Source organism: Mucilaginibacter endophyticus (genome assembly GCF_003351025.1).
Taxonomy (GTDB): Bacteria; Bacteroidota; Bacteroidia; order Sphingobacteriales; family Sphingobacteriaceae; genus Mucilaginibacter; species Mucilaginibacter endophyticus.
Genome location: NZ_QPCG01000008.1, coordinates 73,025 through 92,553, shown reverse-complemented (window position 1 = coordinate 92,553; position 19,529 = coordinate 73,025). Strand labels below are relative to the sequence as shown.

The 19,529-nt window shown below is 42.6% G+C and carries 14 protein-coding genes; 2 read left to right on the top strand and 12 right to left on the bottom strand.

Going from position 1 to position 19,529, the window contains the following annotated elements; genetic code table 11:
• Positions 1-41: 41 nt before the first annotated feature.
• The 11 genes from DUL71_RS26645 to DUL71_RS26595 all read right to left on the bottom strand — a co-directional run bounded on the left by DUL71_RS26645 (position 42) and on the right by DUL71_RS26595 (position 14,661).
• Entirely contained in the window at positions 42-1,859 is a 1,818-nt protein-coding gene (locus tag DUL71_RS26645; RefSeq protein ID WP_114940900.1) for a hypothetical protein, read from the bottom strand.
• Between the two features lie 13 nt (positions 1,860-1,872).
• Complete coding sequence (locus DUL71_RS26640) at positions 1,873-2,571, bottom strand: hypothetical protein (RefSeq protein ID WP_114940899.1); 699 nt, start codon at positions 2,569-2,571, stop codon at positions 1,873-1,875.
• A 128-nt stretch (positions 2,572-2,699) separates the two neighbouring features.
• A complete protein-coding gene (pgl, locus tag DUL71_RS26635) occupies positions 2,700-3,431 on the bottom strand; it encodes a 6-phosphogluconolactonase (RefSeq protein ID WP_112571444.1) in 732 nt (243 codons plus the stop codon).
• A gap of 6 nt (positions 3,432-3,437) precedes the next feature.
• A complete protein-coding gene (gene zwf / locus DUL71_RS26630; protein WP_114940898.1) occupies positions 3,438-4,952 on the bottom strand; it encodes a glucose-6-phosphate dehydrogenase in 1,515 nt (504 codons plus the stop codon).
• Between the two features lie 26 nt (positions 4,953-4,978).
• Positions 4,979-6,403 carry an NADP-dependent phosphogluconate dehydrogenase gene (gndA, locus tag DUL71_RS26625; protein WP_114940897.1) on the bottom strand — a complete coding sequence of 475 codons (1,425 nt, stop codon included), beginning with the start codon at positions 6,401-6,403 and terminating at the stop codon, positions 4,979-4,981.
• A complete protein-coding gene (locus tag DUL71_RS26620) occupies positions 6,400-7,026 on the bottom strand; it encodes an HAD family hydrolase (protein ID WP_112571450.1) in 627 nt (208 codons plus the stop codon). Before DUL71_RS26620 ends, gndA begins: the two co-directional genes overlap by 4 nt.
• 105 nt (positions 7,027-7,131) lie before the next feature.
• On the bottom strand, positions 7,132-8,220 hold the full coding sequence (tal, locus tag DUL71_RS26615; RefSeq protein ID WP_114940896.1) for a transaldolase: 1,089 nt from the start codon (positions 8,218-8,220) through the stop codon (positions 7,132-7,134).
• Between the two features lie 233 nt (positions 8,221-8,453).
• Positions 8,454-9,161, bottom strand: a complete 708-nt coding sequence (gene rpiA / locus DUL71_RS26610) for a ribose 5-phosphate isomerase A (protein ID WP_112571454.1) — start codon at positions 9,159-9,161, stop codon at positions 8,454-8,456.
• Positions 9,162-9,235: 74 nt separating this feature from the next.
• On the bottom strand, positions 9,236-11,239 hold the full coding sequence (gene tkt, locus DUL71_RS26605; protein ID WP_114940895.1) for a transketolase: 2,004 nt from the start codon (positions 11,237-11,239) through the stop codon (positions 9,236-9,238).
• Between the two features lie 39 nt (positions 11,240-11,278).
• Positions 11,279-12,034: an ROK family protein gene (locus DUL71_RS26600; RefSeq protein WP_114940894.1), complete on the bottom strand. Its 756-nt coding sequence runs from the start codon at positions 12,032-12,034 to the stop codon at positions 11,279-11,281.
• Positions 12,035-12,276: 242 nt separating this feature from the next.
• Entirely contained in the window at positions 12,277-14,661 is a 2,385-nt protein-coding gene (locus DUL71_RS26595; RefSeq protein WP_114940893.1) for an alpha-L-rhamnosidase-related protein, read from the bottom strand.
• A gap of 156 nt (positions 14,662-14,817) precedes the next feature.
• On the opposite strand from DUL71_RS26595, the gene DUL71_RS26590 reads away from it, so the two are divergent.
• Together DUL71_RS26590 and DUL71_RS26585 are read left to right on the top strand one after the other, a co-directional pair.
• Entirely contained in the window at positions 14,818-17,226 is a 2,409-nt protein-coding gene (locus DUL71_RS26590; protein ID WP_114940892.1) for a DUF2339 domain-containing protein, read from the top strand.
• The gene (locus tag DUL71_RS26585; RefSeq protein WP_154402483.1) at positions 17,204-18,436 is read left to right on the top strand and encodes a hypothetical protein; all 1,233 of its coding nucleotides are present in this window, start codon (positions 17,204-17,206) and stop codon (positions 18,434-18,436) included. Before DUL71_RS26590 ends, DUL71_RS26585 begins: the two co-directional genes overlap by 23 nt.
• Before the next feature lie 74 nt (positions 18,437-18,510).
• On the opposite strand, the gene DUL71_RS26580 is transcribed toward DUL71_RS26585, so the two are convergent.
• The gene (locus DUL71_RS26580; protein ID WP_114940890.1) at positions 18,511-19,521 is read right to left on the bottom strand and encodes an amidohydrolase family protein; all 1,011 of its coding nucleotides are present in this window, start codon (positions 19,519-19,521) and stop codon (positions 18,511-18,513) included.
• Positions 19,522-19,529: the final 8 nt, after the last annotated feature.

Below are 19,529 nucleotides of genomic sequence, written 5' to 3'. Positions count from 1 at the left end.
ATCATGCTGTGTTTAATTGCATACCGACAGACAGAATATCGCTAATAATTACGCACAACCTGCTTGCCGTTAAATTCTCCAAAAAAGGCGCCCCCATATTTATACAAAAATTGAGTTTCGTCGAAACCATCATACTGATACAGGCCGAATGATTTAAGCCTAAGTGTGTTTAAATCCAATTGAGTAAAACCGAGATATTTAGCAAAATCCGGAAGCTTAATATTTTTGTAGTTCCCGGCTAATGGTGAATATAGCACAACATTAAGATAAGAACTTGAAGGGTCTATAAAATCGGCCATATAATAATCAAAAGTTCCCGACCAGGAAGGCTTAAAATTAGCGAGCGATGACGCATCAACGTTAAATGAAGCATTAAACCCGGCGGCATTATCGGGTATTTTGGGACCTCTCGTTACTATACTATATGTTAGGTTACCAATATCATAACTCATCATGGCATCATACTCAGGAAATGTTTCTGTCGGATAATAAATATCCATTTGTTTTGCCTGCGATGATTCATTTAAAAGATAATATAGGTTTGAATAATTTATATCCGTTTTACCCATAACCATAACCCGCAGGTTATCGCCTGGCGCGGTAATGCTTTGTACCTTTGGTGTTTCTGTTAATTTAGTAACATCTATATCAAAGTTTAAAGTGCTGTTAGGAATATCAAAAAACTTATATAGCTGCTGGTTTCCTTTAAGCATCTGTACGAACAACTTTCCACCATCAACATATCTCAAGCTTTGAAAAACGCTGGTATCTGCTAACGACCTTATAGTTGCGCCGGCAAAATCACTACTTACAGTCAGCGCATCAAAGCCGGTTGTATTTTTTACGTGCGGCTTAATAGCAGATGTGGGCTTTTGAGGTAAAAATGGCCAGTTTGTAGTGTAAACACTGCCTTTTTTAATCTGCAGGTAGCCAATTATCTGAGGCATGGTATTCGGATCATTCGAAACCCTGATCTGGAAAAAATTGAACCTGTCTTTTTCGTAAGGCTGCAATGATGAGATTTTAAAAACAGAGGTTCCGTTGATATATTTCACCTCATTTAAAATAACGCCATTTTCGTCTGTCACAACAAAATAAACACTTTTTGATCCTGCAAGGGCATCAGGATTTATATTCATTGTTAATAATGTACTGGTACGAACACCTATTGGATTATATATGAATGGCTCAAAAACAATTTGCATTGAAGCATTAATGTTTTGCAATGCCAGATTATATTGCGTTAAGGAAGATATAGTTAGCTGTTTGCTAAATGTTTGACCGAGTTTTGAATTAAATGAAACAGATCCTTTTATACCTCCTTTTACATACAGGTAGTAAAATCCATTAACAAGCCCAAACTTGTAAATCCGGGTACCGGTATCTGATTTAAAAACAGGAAATGTATTATCCTGAACAAAGCTTTTCCCAATGGTGATCAAACCATCGTCAGATGATGCATTAAAGGATAGAGCCTGCTTACTTTTTACCTGGTAGGATTTAACCTGCGCATTAAAACGGATAAAAGTATCTGCAGCAGCACTTACATTTTTTGATGCAATGTAAATATTGTAAGTCCCCTCACTCAATGTTTTATCAAAGCTACTTACATTGTTGAGGCGAACGCTGTCATTAAGCGTTGAGGTTACTTTGCTGTCCGCACCCAGTAAATCAAATCGCAGGGATGCGGTTCCACCGGTTACGTTAACCCAGGTGCTGTTGGCAATTGCGGGGTAACTTACAGATTGTATGGTAACGCCTGCTATTACTGTTGTTTCTTTACCGTTATTATCATCTTTTTTGCAAGAGTTTAACAGGCAAAATATTGCCATGGTTAAAAATATCAGATATTTATTCATTGTGATAAGGCGTTTATATAGCAGGTTTTATATGAAATTGCGTTGAGCGAACAACAACGCCTGTGGCATTAAGTATAGCTGAGATATCATAATGGAACGTTGCTGTTGCAGTGATATCCTTTAGATACAAGTTACCGGTAGTTACTTCGGTAAATTTTATCCTGCCGCTTGTAGCTCCTTTTACATAAATAAAGTAGTAATCATTTGCCAACCCAAACTCGTACATTTTGTCTGTACCTGCCGGCATAAATACAGGCCTTGCTGAATTATCTATTTGTTTTTTGCTGATAGTAATAACGGCATCATTAGTATTTGCAGTTAAACTAACCTGTTTGTCTTTATTTAATTCGATGTGGGATGCACCAGCGGTAAACCTTATAAAAGTATCGGTAACAGCCTCGCTTTTGGTTTTTAAAGCTATATCATAATTACCCGCGGTAAGCTGTTTTTTGTACCCGGCAATATCTTTTAAATTAACACTATCTTTTATACTCGCGGCCGTTAAGGTATCACTGCCCGCGGCATCAAACTGTATAAAACCTTTACCACCCAATACCTGAATCCAGGTGTCATCAGGAGTTGTAACTACTACAAAAGGCCGCGACAAAGAAATTTCAAACGTGTTTTTGGGGAGAGGCAATGCTCCGTTATTTTTTGAGCAGCCGAAGCAGAACATAGCAACCGCGCAAACAAAGAGTAAAAGCTTTTTCATTTGTGATAAAGTGTAAGGCTTGCAATAATTATAGAAAAATAAAATATATCTTTTATATATCCTATTATCACAACAAAAAAGGGTTTAAACTCAACGCTTAAACCCTTTCTTTATCAACAAATAAAATATTACTCTTTGCTTTCCAGAGCTGCTGCAGCCGGTTCGTCAACAAACCACTCTACCTCGCCAGATATGGAATCGATAAGCTGAGCCGGATACAGTTCAATATCCTCATCATCTTCCAGTATGTGTTTTACAGCTTCGGCTTTACCTGCTCCGTAAACTAAAAACGCTATTTGGGCAGCGTCATTAATAAGCGGTGCATTCAGGGTAATACGCCATACCTGCTGGTCTTCCAGCCATACTTCTTTCACACCGGGTACACGATCATGCAATACAGGTGTATAAGGGAATAATGAAGCGGTGTGCGAATTATCACCCAAGCCTAATAATACCAGGTCAAAACTTGCTTCATCATCGTCAAAAAACGCTGAAATCACTTCCCAGTATTTCGCCGCCGCTTCGGCAGGGCCAAATGATGTTTCAACCGGAAAAATTTGTGCCGGGCTTATCATCAATGGTTCAAATAACGCTTTTTTAGCCATCAGGTAATTACTGTCTTTATGGTCATGAGGAACGTTGCGTTCATCACCAAAAAAGAAGAAAACCTTTTCCCAGTTTACCTGGTCGGCATAGGTTGTTGAAGCCAGCAGTTCATATAGCTTTTTAGGTGAGCTACCGCCCGAAAGCGCCACACTGAACTTGCCGTTTTTGTTGATAGCTTCCGTAGCCAGGGTAACAAAATGATCGGCCAGCCCGGTTAATACTTCATCTTCCGTATTATAGATATTCAGTGTCATTACTTTTTATTTTTTACCGTTTACAGGTAAGGTGAACCAATTATAGCCATCGCGGGCAATTAAAGCTTCAGCAGCTTCAGGGCCCCATGAATCGGCCGAATAATTAGGGAAATTCAGGCTCTTTTTGCTTTGCCATGTATTCAGGATAGGCATTACCAGTTCCCATGCAGCTTCCACCTGGTCGCCACGCATAAACAGCGTCTGATCGCCCATCATGGTATCCAATATCAGCGTTTCGTAAGCTTCAGGAGCCTGGTTGGTATAAGTACCTTTATAGTCAAACACCATATCAACAGCGTTTAATACCATATCAATACCCGGGCGTTTAGCCTGAACCTGTAAACGGATACTCATCTCTGGCTGTATGCTGATGATGAGCCTGTTTTGCTGCCAGCTTTCAGTTGCTTCGGCAGGGAAAATCTGGTGCGGAACATCCTTAAACTGGATGGTAATAACCGATGATGACTGGTGCAGCCTTTTACCTGTACGCAGGTAGAAAGGAACACCTTGCCAGCGCCAGTTATCGATGAAAAACTTAATAGCTGCAAAAGTCTCGGTATTTGATTCTTTGTCAACTTTTGGCTCTTCACGGTATCCGGGTACTTCGCGGCCTTTCATCCATCCGCTGCCATACTGGCCTCTAACGGTCGAATTACGAACATCTTCGGCAGTAAATTTGCGCATGGCTTTCAGCACGTCGACTTTACGGTCGCGTACTTCATCGGCGCTAAAACTTACCGGTGCTTCCATAGCTATGTGGCAAAGCAATTGTAACAGGTGGTTCTGGATCATGTCCCTCATGGCACCAGAGCCATCGTAATAATCACCGCGTTCTTCAACGCCTAATTGCTCAGTAACGGAAATCTGTACGTGCTCAATATAATTACGGTTCCAAAGTGGTTCCATAATGGAGTTGGCAAAACGGAAGGCCATAATATTCTGAACAGTTTCTTTGCCCAGGTAATGGTCAATACGATAGATCTGGCACTCGTCAAAAATGCTCTTTAACAAAGCGTTCAGGTCTTTCGCTGTTTCCAGGTCATGACCAAATGGTTTCTCAATGATGATCCTTACGCGTTTTTTATCTTCAGCCAGTTTAGCTTTTGATATGTTCGACGCGATGATAGGGAAGAAATTAGGTGCTACTGCAAGGTAGAATAACACGTTTGCCTTGGTTTTCCACTCGGCGTTGTGTTTTTCAATGCGTTTGCCAAACTCTTTGTATGTTTCAAAATCGTTAGCGTCAGATACCTGGTAGTAAACGTTTTTTACAAACTCCGCCCATTGCTTATCGTCGGTTTTACCGCTGCGCGAAAACTGGTTGATATCCCTGTGCAGGTTCTCCCTGAATTGCTCGTCGGTAAGTTTGGTACGACCGGTACCTATAATAGAAAATTGCTTTGGCATCCAACCGTCCAAAAACAGGTTGTATAAGGCCGGTGCTATTTTACGTGCATTTAAATCGCCTGTACCACCAAAAATGATAAATATGGTAGGTTCTGATTTAGCTGTTGTGCTCATTGTTGTGTTTTAATTAAAACCGTTAATTAATCGTTTGCCGGAGCCCATTGTGTATGGAAAACGCCCTCTTTACCGATAAGCTCATAAGTATGCGCGCCAAAGTAGTCGCGCTGAGCCTGGGTAAGGTTTGAAGGCATTCTTTCGCTGCGGAAAGCATCGAAGTAACTTAATGCCGAAGCATAACCCGGAGTAGCAACACCGGCAGCGATTGTAGCCGATAATACTTTCCTGATGCCCGGTAAAGTTTCTTTAACAAGTGCTGCTACATCGCTGTCAAGCAACAGGTGCGGCAATGCTTTATCTTTATTATATGCGTTGTAAATATCATTTAGGAATTCTGAACGGATGATACAGCCGCCTCTCCAGATCTTAGCGATTTCGCCAAGGTGCAGATCATAGTTAAATTCTTCTGACGCTTTAGTAAGCAGGTGCATACCCTGGGCATAAGTAAGGATGCTGGTGAAGTAGAAAGCCTGCTCTAAAGCAACCAATAACTCTTCTTTACTGCCGTTAAGCTCAATTGGGTCGTTATAAACGGTTGAAGCTTGTTCACGTAACGATTTATATTTAGAAAGGTCGCGCATTGATACTGAAGTATCGATGGTTGGGATAGGGGTTACCAGGTCCATAGCCACCTGCGATGTCCATTTACCGGTACCTTTAGCCTTAGCTTCGTCCTTAATATCATCTAACAATAAATGATCGGTACCCGGAGCTATGTATTTGAAAATATCTTTAGTGATATCTAACAGGAACGATTGTAAACGACCTTCATTCCATTTAGCAAACAGATCGCCAATTTCTTCGTTGCTTGCTTTCAATCCTTTTTTCAGGATCTCGTAAGTTTCGGCAATTACCTGCATGATACCGTACTCGATACCGTTGTGCACCATTTTAACAAAGTGACCTGACGCGCCAGGGCCAATGTAGGTAACGCAAGGCTCGCCATTAACTTTAGCGGCAATGGCTTCAAAAATAGGTTTCATCACAGCATAAGCATCCTTATCGCCACCCGGCATCATGCTCGGGCCGCGGCGGGCACCTTCTTCACCACCAGATACACCCATACCAAAGAAATGAAGGCCTTTAGCTTCCAATTCTTCAACACGGCGGTTGGTATCGGTAAAGTGCGAGTTGCCGCCATCAATCAGGATATCGCCTTTTTCTAACAACGGGGTTAATTCCTCAATTACGGCGTCAACAATTTTACCGGCAGGTACCAGCATCATGATTGCCCTTGGCGTGGTTAAGCTTTGTATAAACTCTTTAACATCGGAAAAGCCTTTGGCTTCCCTGTCGCCAGCTTCCTGGTTTAATGAATCTACTTTACCGGTATCTTTATCGTGTCCGGCAACCGCGAAGCCATGATCGGCCATGTTCAGCAGCAGGCTGCGACCCATAACACCCAGGCCTATCATACCAAAGGCGTATTTGTTTTCTGTTGCGCTCATTTTGTTTTGAGGTTTTCTTTTTTAAGTGTTTCTAAAATTTTCTTGGTGCCTTCGAGGCTCGTGTGCTGGAATGCACGGATGCCCAGTTTTTGCGCTGTATCAACAAACATTTTCCTGTCGTCAAAATACACGCATTGTTGCGGCGATGCCTGGGCAATACCCATAGCCAATTGCCAGATGCCTGGATCAGGTTTACGCATTTTCACTTCGCATGATGATACAAAAGCATCAAAACACTCATGCAGTTTAAATTTGCGTACCCGGTAATCGTTCAGTTCTTTACCCTCGTTGTTCACCGATATAATACGGAAGCCGCAATCTTTTTTCCAGTCTTTAAGAAATTGCAGCATTGGCAATTCAACAGACGTAGAGTAGATAAAATCCTTAAAATCTTCGCGTACAAAATCCCTTGGGTGGTTAAATATCACCGTATCAAGGTATTCATCAAGCGTGATGCTGCCAATTTCGTATACGTTGAAAATAAAGTTGTGCAGGGCGTTAACCTCGGCGTAGTCGAGTTTAAAACGTTTGGCCGCTTCTTCACGGGCCTCATGTCCCCATCCGTTTGACAGCAGAATGCCGCCCACGTCAAAAAAAAGGATCTTCAGATCAGCAACTTCCATAGATGTAGTTTTTATTGAAGTCGGGAGTCTTTAGTCTTAAGTTCGAAGTCAAAAAATTATTCCGACTTCGAACTCAAAACTTTCGACTTAAGACTCAGAGCTTAATTATTTGTTTTTTTGTGCTTCGATAGCGTTCAACAGCTTTTCAAATGGCTTGTTGAATTTCTCGATACCTTCGTCTTCCAGTTGCTGTGTTACAGCAGCAAGATCGATACCTAAAGAAGGCAGTTTTGCCAAAATCTCGGTAGCTTGATCTAAACCTGCTTCCAAAGTGTTTGCAGCAATACCATGATCACGGAAAGCATCAACAGTTTCCAAAGGAACGGTATCAACAGTATCCGGGCCAATTAATGCTTCAACGTATTTGGTATCTTTAAACGCAGGGTTTTTGCTGCCGGTACTTGCCCAAAGCAAACGCTGTGGCTGCGCACCTTGCTCAGCAAGTTTTTGCCATCTTTCGCTGCTGAATACCCGTTTGTAAATTTCATAGGCTTTTTTAGCCGACGCGATAGCAACTTCACCGTATAATTCTTTTTCGCCTTTAGCTTCGATGATCGGGTCAACAACCACGTCGATACGGCTCAGGAAGAAACTTGCTACTGATGCGATATGCGCGATTTTGTGACCGGCAGCTAAATGCTCTTCCAAACCTGCAATGTATGCTTCAGTTACTTCTTCGTAACGCTCTAAACCAAAAAGCAGGGTAACGTTAATGTTGATACCTTTTGCAATTGATTGCTGAATAGCGGCCAAACCTGGTTTAGTGCCAGGGATCTTGATCATTACGTTTTCACGGTCAACTTTTTTCCAAAGTTCTTCGGCTTGTTTAGCAGTACCTTCGGTATCTAAAGCCAAAAACGGAGAAACTTCAAGGCTCACATAACCGTCAACTTTGTTTGACTCTTCGTAAACACCTTTAAACAGGTCGGCAGCGGCCTGGATATCTTTAACAGCAATTTCAAAAAACAATTTCTCGTTGTCAGTTTCAGATTTAAGTGCAGCGATATCAGCATCGTAATCAGAACTGCTGCTGATAGCTTTTTCAAAAATTGCAGGGTTTGAAGTAACGCCGCGTACGCCGTCAACGTCAATTAATTCTTTAAGTTTTCCTGAAGAGATGATCTCACGGTCAATAAAATCAAGCCAGATACTCTGACCAAAACCATGTATCTGCGCTACATTATTAGTTGCCATAATGGGGTTCGTTTTTGTTTGTTAATTATTTTGTTAAAAGCGCGATGAAGGTAGCAAAAATTACTACCAAATCGGTCTGTTATGTAAAGTTCTTAATAAGAATGCCCTTAATTGTAAGGTTTATATCATACTTTGTTAACATACCATTATTAGCTCGGAAGTTCTAAGTCTTAAGTCAAAAGTCTTGTTTTTTTCGGACTTGCGACTTCAGACTTACGACTCCTGACTTCAGACTAATTATTAGCCGCCATAATGATATTCAGATCAAAGCCGATAAAAAGCCCGCTTTCAATTACTCCTGTTATCGATTTAATATCCCGCTCAAAACTTTTACCGATCTCATTAAACTTAGCATCCAATACCAGGTTGCCGTTTTCAGAAATTATCGGGCCGTCTTTACCTTTTGCCGGGCGAATAGTTAGCTCCGTTGCCCCCAAACTTTTCAGTTCCTTTTCAACATAAGGCAATGCCTGTGGAAAAACCTCGATAGGCACCGGAAATTTCGAGCCTAACTTATCAACCATCTTCGATTCATCGACTATGATATAGCTTACCGCGCTTGAGCTGATCAGCAGTTTTTCTTTAAACATGGCCCCGCCACGTCCTTTAATCAGGCTTTTATCCGGGTCAACCTCGTCGGCGCCATCAAACAGCCAGTCGGGTTTATGCTCATACAGGGTAGTTACAGGCAAACCCAGTTTGGCGCAAAACATGGTAAGTTCAACCGATGTTGGGATAGCTTTTACATTCAGCTTTTCATCTTTTACCCTTTGAGCAATGGCCACCAGTGCCAGGTACGATGTTGAGCCCGAGCCAACACCTATAATATCGCCATCCTTAACTTTTGCCGCTATTTCGGCAGCTACCTTTTGTTTGCCTTCGATATTGATGATCTTATCGGCCCACTCCAGGTTATTTATCAGATTGCTGTTCCAGTTCATTTCTTGGTGAATGGAGAGCGGTGAGTGGTGAGTGGTGAATAGATAACTACTCACCGCTCACCATTCACTACTCACTATAATAATGCTTTTGCTCTTTTTACAACGTTATCAACAGTAAAGCCGAAGTGTTTGTACAGATCTTCAGCAGGGGCCGATTCACCGAAGGTGGTCATGCCCAGCATATCGCCTTCGTCGGTGGTGTATTTATGCCAGCCCATAGGGGATGCCATCTCAACAGCCAAACGTTTTCTGCTTGCTTTAGGGAATACTGATTCTTTGTAAGCCTCATCCTGTTTTTCAAACAACTCCCATGATGGCATACTCACCACGCGGGTTGAAATACCTTCAGCTTCCAGTTTTTCCTGCGCCTGCATGATCAATGATACTTCCGAACCGGTAGCCATCAGGATCAGGTCAGGGCCTTTGCTGCCTTCTGAAAGGATGTAAGCACCTTTTTCCAGGTTTTCGGCTTTACCATATTTATCCTGGTCAAGGATAGGTAAACCCTGACGCGTGAATACCAATACAGTAGGGCCGCCTTTTTTCTCGATGGCAACACGCCATGCATGAGCGCTTTCGTTAGCATCAGCCGGACGGATCACGGTTAAGTTTGGTATAGAGCGAAGAGAAGCCAATTGCTCAACAGGCTGGTGGGTAGTACCATCCTCGCCCAAACCGATACTGTCATGGGTATAAACAAAAATCGGGTTTATTTTCATGATGGCTGCCAAACGGATTGGCGGGCGCATATACTCAGAGAACATCAGGAAGGTAGCACCGAAAGGCAGCAAGCCTTTGGTTAAAGCCATACCATTTAAAGCCGAACCCATGGCATGCTCACGGATACCGAAGTGGAAGTTACGGCCCGCACGGTTTTCTGATGTAAATGAATCGTACTCTTTCAGGTTGGTTTCTGTTGATGGAGCAAGGTCGGCCGCGCCGCCAATCAGGTTTGGCAATGCAGGAGCAATAGCGTTTAACACTTTGCCTGATGCCTGACGGGTTGCCATTTTAGGGTCCGAACCTTTAAACACTGGCAGTTTATCTTTCCAGCCGGCAGGTAATTCGCCTTTAGCAGCAGCTTCATATTCAGCAGCTAATTCAGGGAATTTAGCTTTATAATCAGCAAATAATTTATTCCATTTTTCTTCAACGGCGGCACCACGAGCACCTTTAGTGTGGTAATAATCCAACACCTCATCAGATACGTTGAATGATTTGTCAGGGTCAAAACCAAAGAACTGTTTTACCAGTTTAATTTCGTCGGCACCAAGCGGAGAACCGTGTGAACCTGCAGTACCTGATTTATTAGGGCTACCGTAAGCAATTAGTGAACGAACACGGATAAATGATGGTTTTTGAGTTTCGGCTTTGGCGTTGATGATAGCTAGCTCTAACGCATGGGTATCATTAACATCGGTTAAATCCTGTACATGCCAGCCGTATGCGCGGAAACGGGCGCTTACATCTTCATTAAATGCAATATCGGTACTGCCTTCAATAGAGATGTGATTGTCATCATATAAATAGATCAGGTTACCCAATTGCAGGTGACCAGCTAACGAAGCTGCTTCAGAAGTTACACCTTCCATCAAATCGCCATCGCTGCAAATGGTGTAAATGTTGTAGTTGAACAGCTCAAAACCCGGCTTGTTGTAACGTGCTGCTAAATGTTTCTGCGCTATCGCGAAACCTACAGCATTAGCAAAACCCTGTCCCAGCGGACCGGTAGTTACTTCAACACCCGGAGCCAAACCGTATTCCGGGTGACCGGCAGTTTTGCTGTTCAGCTGGCGGAACTGTTTGATATCATCTAAAGAAAGATCATAGCCGGTTAAATACAAAAAGTTGTATTGTAAAATACAGGCGTGACCGGCTGATAGGATAAACCTGTCGCGGTTTGCCCAATCAGGGTTTTTAGGGTTATAGTTTAAAAACTTTGTCCATAAAACGTGGCCCATCGGCGCAAGCGCCATAGCGGTACCGGGGTGGCCTGAATTTGCTTTTTGCACTGCATCGGCTGCCAATACCCTTACGGTATCTATTGCCAATTTTTCTATGTCTTTTTGGTTTTCCATTTTATTTATCAGGTATTGTAGTTAGTGTTAGTTTTTAAATTATTCGGCAGGGGTTGCTATTTTACGCTTGGTTTTGCTTTCGCTTTCATCGCGCCAAAGCCTTGCTCCCCCTTTTATACCATCGGCATTGGTAACTATCTTCATGTTTTTATCAAGCTTAAAAGTAAGCTCGTCTGAATTGCCGCCGCCGATGTATAAAGTATCGTAATTAAATACGGTTTTCAATATTTTGAAAACCTTCTTCATACGCTTGTTCCATTTTTCTTTGCCTTCTTTTTCCAAAGCCTTCTCGCCTATGTAGTTATCATAGGTAATACCCTCCTTTATCGGGAGGTGGGCAAGTTCAAAATGGGGCAATAAATGACCGTCCATTAACAAAGCGGTACCAAAACCGGTACCCAGGGTTATCACCATTTCAAGTCCCTTACCGGCAACTACGCCAAGACCCTGCATATCGGCATCGTTAACAACCTGCGCAGGTTTACCTAATGCTTTTTCCAGTTTTTTGCTCAGGTCAACATCGGCCCAATAATCAGTACCCAGGTTTGGCGCGGTTTTAACAACCCCGTTTTTTACATAACCCGGAAAGCCAACTGATATTTTATCATATGCAGGAAAATCCTTTACAAGGGTGTTGATAGCTTTTATAACATTATCAGGATTTGCAGGAGCGGGAGTAGGTATCTTATCGTACTCCATTTTTAAATCCCCTTTTTTATTCAGGATAGTGGCTTTAATGTGTGAACCACCGATATCGATTGAGAGAACCCTTAGCTGGGATGGTGTTTTTTTCATTTAGCGTAATTTATTTAGCTGGTTAGCAATTTGGTGAAACCCTTAGTTCCCAGCGCATAAATATCACATTTTAATAATATCAAATTGTTAAATAATCTGATAAAATCAATTTATCGTCCTTAAGCAACACGGTAAAGTTAGCGCTGCTTTTATTTAACAAGCCAATTTTTAAAAGCATTTTTACTTATGCGTGGCAAAATCAGTGTAATTAACGTAAAATGTTAATAACGTTGTAAATTTTTTCAGATAATTAAATTGTTAGTACCTGTTTTAAGCGTAAAAGTTTTCCCTTTCCATACAAAAATGCCGGATGTACCTTTCGGAAGCGTTACGTTTATATTCCATTTTCCATTGTTAAACAAATATTTGGCATAAACCTTTCCGTTTGGATGAGGTACTTCGGCACTGATGCTTTTAATCTGCCCTAAATGTGGCTCAATTTTTATTTTGCTGAAGCCCGGCGCATAGGTATCCACACCTAAGATGGTGCGATAAAACTCGATGTTAGGACTTGCACCCCAGGCATGGCAATCAGAACGATTATGGTCAAGGTCGGAGATCTCGGCCCAGGTGGTTAAGCCCATTTTAATATTATCCCGCCAAATGCTGAGCCAGTTTAAGTAATCATCGCCCAAGCCCCCTTTTACCATGGCCTGGTGCAGGTAGTATTTAAAATAGATGGTGCATTTGGTAAGCGTGGCATCATTCAATAGTTTTAAACTGATATCATGTGCACTTGCACTGTTTACCATGCCAGCCAATACAGCTATTGAATTGGTATGCTGAGAGAATAGCTGTTCATCCTCGGTATCCGCATAAAGCTTTTTGCCGGCATCCCAGTATCTGTTTTGGATAGCGGTTTTCAGTTGCGCCGCTTTGGTTTTGTACATTGCAGCAAAGGCGGGCATCCCCATTTTTGCTTCCATCTCGCCAGCTTGTTGATAAGCCCACATCAACTGTAGATCTAATATGGCCGATGTACCTTTGGCGCTTTTAGGAGCCTGACCAAAATCCCAGCCTTTATCGCTCACCCAGTCAACAAATGTCCAGTAGGGGGTATCTTTCAATGAGCCATCTGCCTGCTGGTATTTGCTGAAAAAGTTAAGCACATCGCGCATGCCAGGCAGCTTGTCTTTGATAAATAAACTATCGGGACGGTACATCCAGTAATCATGCAGCATACCTATATACCATAACGAAAAAGTGGAAATAATTTGAGGCGAGAACGAAGGATGACGACTTAAGGTAATTCCTTCTGCCAGCCGCGAGTGATCCATCTGGTTGATGGCATTGCGTACCAGGCGGTCGTCGCCACTATTATAAAAGGATACCAGTGCCTGGATGCGGGTATCACCAACATATTGCAACTGTTCGTAATAAGGGCAATCTGTATAGGTTTCGCCGGCGCAAAGGCGGGCGGTGCGCCAGCCAATATCCAGCATTTGTTGCATTTCGGGGTTCGGTGTTTCCAATTTGGCGTTCATTTTAAACGGATACCCTGTAAACGTGCCGTAAAGATCATCAATAACCAAGGGCTCATCTTTGGTAGTTATTTTAACCTCGATATACCTGAACGTGCGCCAGGTTAACGTAGTGAATGAATTGCCGGTAGCCCCATTGGCAACAATACTATCCCTGCGGCCAACAAAAATCTTTCCGTCCACATCATTCCGGTTACCCTTAACAGTGCCTTCGGGACCAGTCAGCGTTTTAAATAATGATTCGGTATAGCTGATGCCGATGCCCGCGTTTTTACCCTTACTGAAATTGAGCGTAAAAAAGGCGTTGGTTAAATACGTTTGATCGAGCAGCAAAGTAGCTGAAGTGTTAGCAGGAATAATGACCGCCGTTTTACTTGCTGGGAAAGACGATGGCACACTTACACTATCCGCCTTTCTTAATACCGGGATCCTTTGCAGGGTCATCTCCATGGCGGGTATGGACGAGGGTACCAGCATCCAGCCAAAAGCATTCGTTACCCCTTTAGGGTTTCCTTTATCAATTTGGATGGCGTTTTTCCAGTTACTATCGTCAAGAGTCGTGGCATTCCAATCTTTTATAGATTGATTCAGATCCACCCGTTCACCCGGACCTGCTACATAGTAAGGATGCCAGCCGATACCGGTAATAGGCTGAAATGATTTATCGCGGATGCATTTCCAGGTTTTGTTTGTGTTGATGATCTCTTCATTCGGGGTATCGCCCTGCATAATAAGACCAGTTTGCAGGGAGATTTGCGCCTCGGGCCTGTAATCGCCATCGTTCCAGACTACCGCGGCTATGAGGTTTTTACCCGGCTGAAGATATGGGGCCAGATCAACGGTTTCATAGTTCCAGTAATAGGTATCCCCCCGCGCAGGGCCTAACGAAACCAGCGTTTGGTTCACGTATAACTTATAACGGTTGTCGGCAGATACATGAACTACAAACGACGCAGGCTTAGCGGTAAGCTCAATATCCTTCCTAAAATAATAAACCCCGTATTCCTTTAAAGATTCCTGCGGAACGGTGATCCACGATGCTTTCCACTGGTATTTCAACAGACCCGGATTTACGGTTTGTGCATACGTTGACGCTGTAATTAAAAGAAAAAGTGCAAAAAAGCTGCGCTTAAAGAAACTCCTCATGAAATAGTGTGGTTTATAGGTGATTGGCAATTGCCTGCACAGCTAAATTACAATTAAAGCCGCATTATTTCATATGGAGTTTGCTTATTGATTAACCCCGCAGATAGTGGATTATTTCATAATTCCTTTATCTTTATTTTTTACAAACCTAAAACTATGGATGTATTAGCCGTCTTTTTACTGGTGATTGTCATTATCATGATGCTTAATCACAAGGGCAGTTTAAACAATAAGATCAGGGAACTTGAATTTAGAATATTCGAACTAAAGGAGATTATTGAAAAACTGAAGATAACCCGGCCTCCGGTTACCGAAGACGTAAAAAAAGCAGAAGCATCGGCACCTGTTATCACTCCGCCTCCTCCTGTTGCTCCGGTTATACCTGAGCCCGTTGTTGAAACCCCACAACCACCTGTTGAAGCAGAGATAAAACCAGAACCTGTTACGAGTCCAAAAGTTGAAAGGCAGCCTGAGGTTATTGAAGATAGTTTTTCAATCATCAATCGCCCGGTAAAAACACGCGATTATGAGCCTATAAAACCTATAACGCCAAAACCTTCCTTCTTCGAGCGCCATCCCGATCTGGAGAAATTCATCGGCGAAAACCTGGTCAATAAAATAGGTATAGCCATACTGGTACTGGCCATAGGTTTCTTTGTAAAATACGCTATTGATAACGACTGGATAGGTTTAGTTGGCCGCGTAGGCATAGGCATAGTTTGCGGCGGTATTTTAATAGGCGTTGCCCATATGCTCCGCAACAGCTATAAAGCCTTTAGCTCGGTGCTGGTAGGCGGCGGCCTGGCTGTATTTTACTTTACCATAACGCTGGCCTTTCAGCAGTTTCACTTGTTTGGCCAAACAACTGCATTCATCATTTTAATTATCATCACCATTTTCGCGGTGGTGCTTTCTTTATTATATGACAAGCAGGAACTGGCGGTGATTGCCCTGGTTGGCGGCTTTGCCAGTCCTTTTATGGCAAGTAATGGCAGCGCCAATTATAATGGATTGTTCATTTACCTGCTCATATTAAATACGGGGCTGCTCATTATTGCTTATTACAAAGCTTGGCGGGTGCTTAATATTGTATCATTCGGGTTTACGGTTATTGTTTTTTCGACCGTGCTTTATACCCTTACCGCACCTACTTATCATGTGGGTTTTGTTTTCGCCAGTATATTTTACGCGTTGTACTTTGCCGTAAACGTGGCCAACAACGTACGCGAAAACAAGAAATTCATCGCGTCGGATTTTAGCATCCTGCTGCTCAATACAGGGTTATATTTTGCTACAGGGTTATACCTCTTAACCATGATGCATGATGAGCAATATCGTGGCTTGTTTTGCGTAAGCCTGGCTGTAGTAAACCTGGTGTTATCATACATCTTGTTCCGAAACCGTAAGGTAGATACCAATATCCTTTACTTACTTATCGGTATTACCCTCACATTTATTTCGCTGGCAGCCCCGATACAACTGCATGGGCATAGCATTACGATATTCTGGGCGTCGGAAGCGGTATTGCTATACTGGCTTTACCAAAAGTCAAACATCAATTTAATGAGATACACTTCATTATTGCTGTGGATAGCGATGCTGTTAAGCTTATTGATGGATTGGGAGCAAATTTATGGCAACACCAATGTAACGCTTACCGTTATTGCCAATAAAGGCTTCATTACTACACTTTGCGCAGCAGTCGGCTCATTCCTAATCGCGGTATTAATGTTTAAAGATACAACTGAAGCAACCGGCAGGTTTAAGGTAGATAAACGCGTTTTCAGTATTACCGGGCTTGTCTTGTTATATTTAAGCGGCTTACTGGAGATCAACCATCAATTCATAACCAGGTTCCCGTACACCGATCTGAATATTTTATACATGATGGTTTATACACCTGTATTTGTATTTATTTACTACGTGGTATCATTCAAAATAGCCGTTATCAACTTTACCGATAACCTGAAACTTGGTTTGCTGTTAGCCTGCATTACCGTTTACCTGTTGTTAACACCGCTGTTTTTTAATCTGCAGCATGTTATGCTCGAAACGGGTAAAGTACCGGCTGCCCATTTCATGGTACACTGGGTAGGCGCAATATTTAGCGGGTTACTGTTATACCGCGTTATCGCGTTAACCCGTAAAAATGAAAAAGCTGGCGTCATAACTATATTCACCTGGGTATTGAGTGTTGGTATTGTAGTATTTTTAAGCCTTGAAGTAAGCCTGATGAGCAACCTGTTATTTTACAACAAGGTAAATTCTATTGACAGGATAGAAACGGTTTATATTAAAACCGGTCTACCTATACTTTGGGGCCTGCTTTCCTTCGCGTTGATGTGGCTGGGAATGAAACATAAACAGCGGGCTATGCGCGTGGCTTCATTAACGTTGTTCTCCATTACATTGCTCAAATTATTTTTGTTTGATATCAAGAACATCCCGATATGGGGCAAGATAGCGGCTTTCTTTTGCCTGGGTATTTTGCTGCTTATTGTTTCATTCATCTATCAAAAGGATAAAAAAAACACAGCTACAGATGAAGCTAAAAAACCTGAATAAGCTAACGCTTTTTACACTGCTGCTTTGCGGCATTGTATTACCGGCATCGGCACAAAAAAACTTTAAATATAAGGCCGCGCTGCAAAACATTGACAGCACCGGCTTTTACCGTATTGGCCTGCAACCTGCGCTGGTAGCCAAGGCAAAAGTCGATCTTTCGGATATTCGCATTGCCGATTCTAAAGGCAATTTTGTGCCTTACATACAAGCCGGGAGCCTGCCGCAAAAAAGCCAGAAAAGCTTTGTTGTTTTTCCGGAGATCAGCAACACGCCTAAAACCGATACCAGTACCGTTTTTATCATCGAAAACAAAACCGCCCTGGTGCTCGACCGCCTTTGGATCAGGTTACAAAACACGGCTGTAAAACGCAAAGTGAACCTGCTGGGTAGTGATAATCTTAACCAGTGGTTTGCTATCCAGGAAGACATTCCGCTGCAGGAAGCTATACAAAACAGCGAAGGCACCTACTTACAATTACTATCCTTCCCGGCAAGTAATTACCGCTATTTAAAAATCCAGGTAAACGATAAGAATAAGAACCCTGTTAAATTTTTGCAGGCCGGCATTTATACCGAATACGCCTCGGCAGCGCAAAGTTATACTCCCATCGCGCCTGTAAATGTTATCCGTGCAGATAGCAATAAAGCTACATTTATTGATGTTAAGCTAAATGATAACTACCAGGTAAATAAGCTGCATTTCAATATCATCGCGCCGAGGTATTATAAACGCGTCGTCGCGGTTTACCAGTTTGTGAACAATGGCAAAGAATTGATTAGCGAATCAGAATTATCGTCAGATAAAGATCCCGACCTGCTGATCGCCGCGAAAACAAATCACCTGCTAATTGAAATCAGCAATGGCGATAACCAGCCGCTGAGCATTGGTGAGATTAAAGCTTTTCAATCCGACGAATACCTGATCAGCTATTTGGAAGCCAAACAAAGCTACCAGTTCCTGGTAGGGGACTCATTGGCACAAGCACCCGAATACGACCTGAAATTTTTTGCTGATAGCATCCGTGGCAACACACCCGTTATTAAACATGAAGCTGCTGTTAAAAACACCGGCTACACGGCGGCGGTGAAACCAGCTGGTAAAGATTACACGGTGTTGATCTGGGTTGCCATCATAGTATCATTAGGGTTGCTGTTGTTTTTGACTTTGAAGATGACTAAGGAGGTGAAGAAGAAGGAAGGGGATAATTGAGTGCACGTGAACTCTGCTGTTCGAAGTCAGAGACTTCGGACAGCGAGTAGACCTGGACAGCCTATTAATAATCTTCAGTCAGCAACCACCCGTGTATTCAATATCTGCTGAGTATTCTGCTCTCCTAAGTTTTTGTTCAGCATCTCCATATAAGGGCCGATATCTATTAAAGGCCAATCCGTTCCGAATACGATGTGATCTGTGCCAATTTTTTTGATTTGTTTTTTAAGCGCAATGAGCGGGCGCCAGGTTGTATTCCTTTTGACGGATTTGGTATGGTTATTATTTTCATCGAGCGGAAAAACAGCACTGACATCGAGATATAAATTAGGCCCAGGCTCTTTATTTGAATGTAAATAGGCAGCTATAAGCCTCAGTGATTTATCCGATTGCCTGTCATACCCACCCCAATCTGCCATGTGAGCGATAACCACTTTAGTATTTGTTGCAAAAGGCAGTATTTGCTTTAACAGTATTTCAGTGTTTGCCGCACCGTCCCACTTTTGACTGCTACGGAAATGAACAAGCAAAAGCAGCTTGTATTTATTGGCAACAGCAAAAACCTTTTGCAACCGCTTAACCTGGGCCTTATCAAAAAGGTTAATCTTACTATTGGCAAAGTGAAGCTTGAGACCGGTAAAACGCTTGGTGACCGCGCAACGTTCAATCTCTTTTATGGCGTAGGGTTTTAGCGGGTTAACACTCATAAAAGCTTTCAACCTGTCAGGGTACTGTGCGGCTTGCGCGGCTATCCAGTCGTTCTGCTTTTTTACTTCCTGGTATTCATTTTTCACAGGCGTAGCCGGCGAGCCGAACCAATATGCATTTGATATGATCCAGGCCGAATGAAACTTGGCCTTATCAAGTCGCCCGATGATAGTATCGGCATCAAAGCAAAGCGAATCTGACCTGGTAGCTTTCAGATGAAAAGCCTTTAGCATGCGAAATCCCAATTGTACCGTGGCAGAGTCCTGCAGGTGCACGTGATAATCGGTGTAGTAATTTGGTTTTACCTGCGCCTTTAAATTGCCGGCAAATACAAACAAAAATATCAAGACGGCTACCCGCGACAAATAGTGCTTCATTAAGTCCA

What these genes read in the sequence shown, in the direction of transcription:
- DUL71_RS26645 (WP_114940900.1), bottom strand. Translation starts at nt 1,859, where the DNA reads ATGAATAAATATCTGATATTTTTAACCATGGCAATATTTTGCCTGTTA.
- DUL71_RS26640 (WP_114940899.1), bottom strand. Translation starts at nt 2,571, where the DNA reads ATGAAAAAGCTTTTACTCTTTGTTTGCGCGGTTGCTATGTTCTGCTTC.
- pgl (WP_112571444.1), bottom strand. Translation starts at nt 3,431, where the DNA reads ATGACACTGAATATCTATAATACGGAAGATGAAGTATTAACCGGGCTG.
- zwf (WP_114940898.1), bottom strand. Translation starts at nt 4,952, where the DNA reads ATGAGCACAACAGCTAAATCAGAACCTACCATATTTATCATTTTTGGT.
- gndA (WP_114940897.1), bottom strand. Translation starts at nt 6,403, where the DNA reads ATGAGCGCAACAGAAAACAAATACGCCTTTGGTATGATAGGCCTGGGT.
- DUL71_RS26620 (WP_112571450.1), bottom strand. Translation starts at nt 7,026, where the DNA reads ATGGAAGTTGCTGATCTGAAGATCCTTTTTTTTGACGTGGGCGGCATT.
- tal (WP_114940896.1), bottom strand. Translation starts at nt 8,220, where the DNA reads ATGGCAACTAATAATGTAGCGCAGATACATGGTTTTGGTCAGAGTATC.
- rpiA (WP_112571454.1), bottom strand. Translation starts at nt 9,161, where the DNA reads ATGAACTGGAACAGCAATCTGATAAATAACCTGGAGTGGGCCGATAAG.
- tkt (WP_114940895.1), bottom strand. Translation starts at nt 11,239, where the DNA reads ATGGAAAACCAAAAAGACATAGAAAAATTGGCAATAGATACCGTAAGG.
- DUL71_RS26600 (WP_114940894.1), bottom strand. Translation starts at nt 12,034, where the DNA reads ATGAAAAAAACACCATCCCAGCTAAGGGTTCTCTCAATCGATATCGGT.
- DUL71_RS26595 (WP_114940893.1), bottom strand. Translation starts at nt 14,661, where the DNA reads ATGAGGAGTTTCTTTAAGCGCAGCTTTTTTGCACTTTTTCTTTTAATT.
- DUL71_RS26590 (WP_114940892.1), top strand. Translation starts at nt 14,818, where the DNA reads ATGGATGTATTAGCCGTCTTTTTACTGGTGATTGTCATTATCATGATG.
- DUL71_RS26585 (WP_154402483.1), top strand. Translation starts at nt 17,204, where the DNA reads ATGAAGCTAAAAAACCTGAATAAGCTAACGCTTTTTACACTGCTGCTT.
- DUL71_RS26580 (WP_114940890.1), bottom strand. Translation starts at nt 19,521, where the DNA reads ATGAAGCACTATTTGTCGCGGGTAGCCGTCTTGATATTTTTGTTTGTA.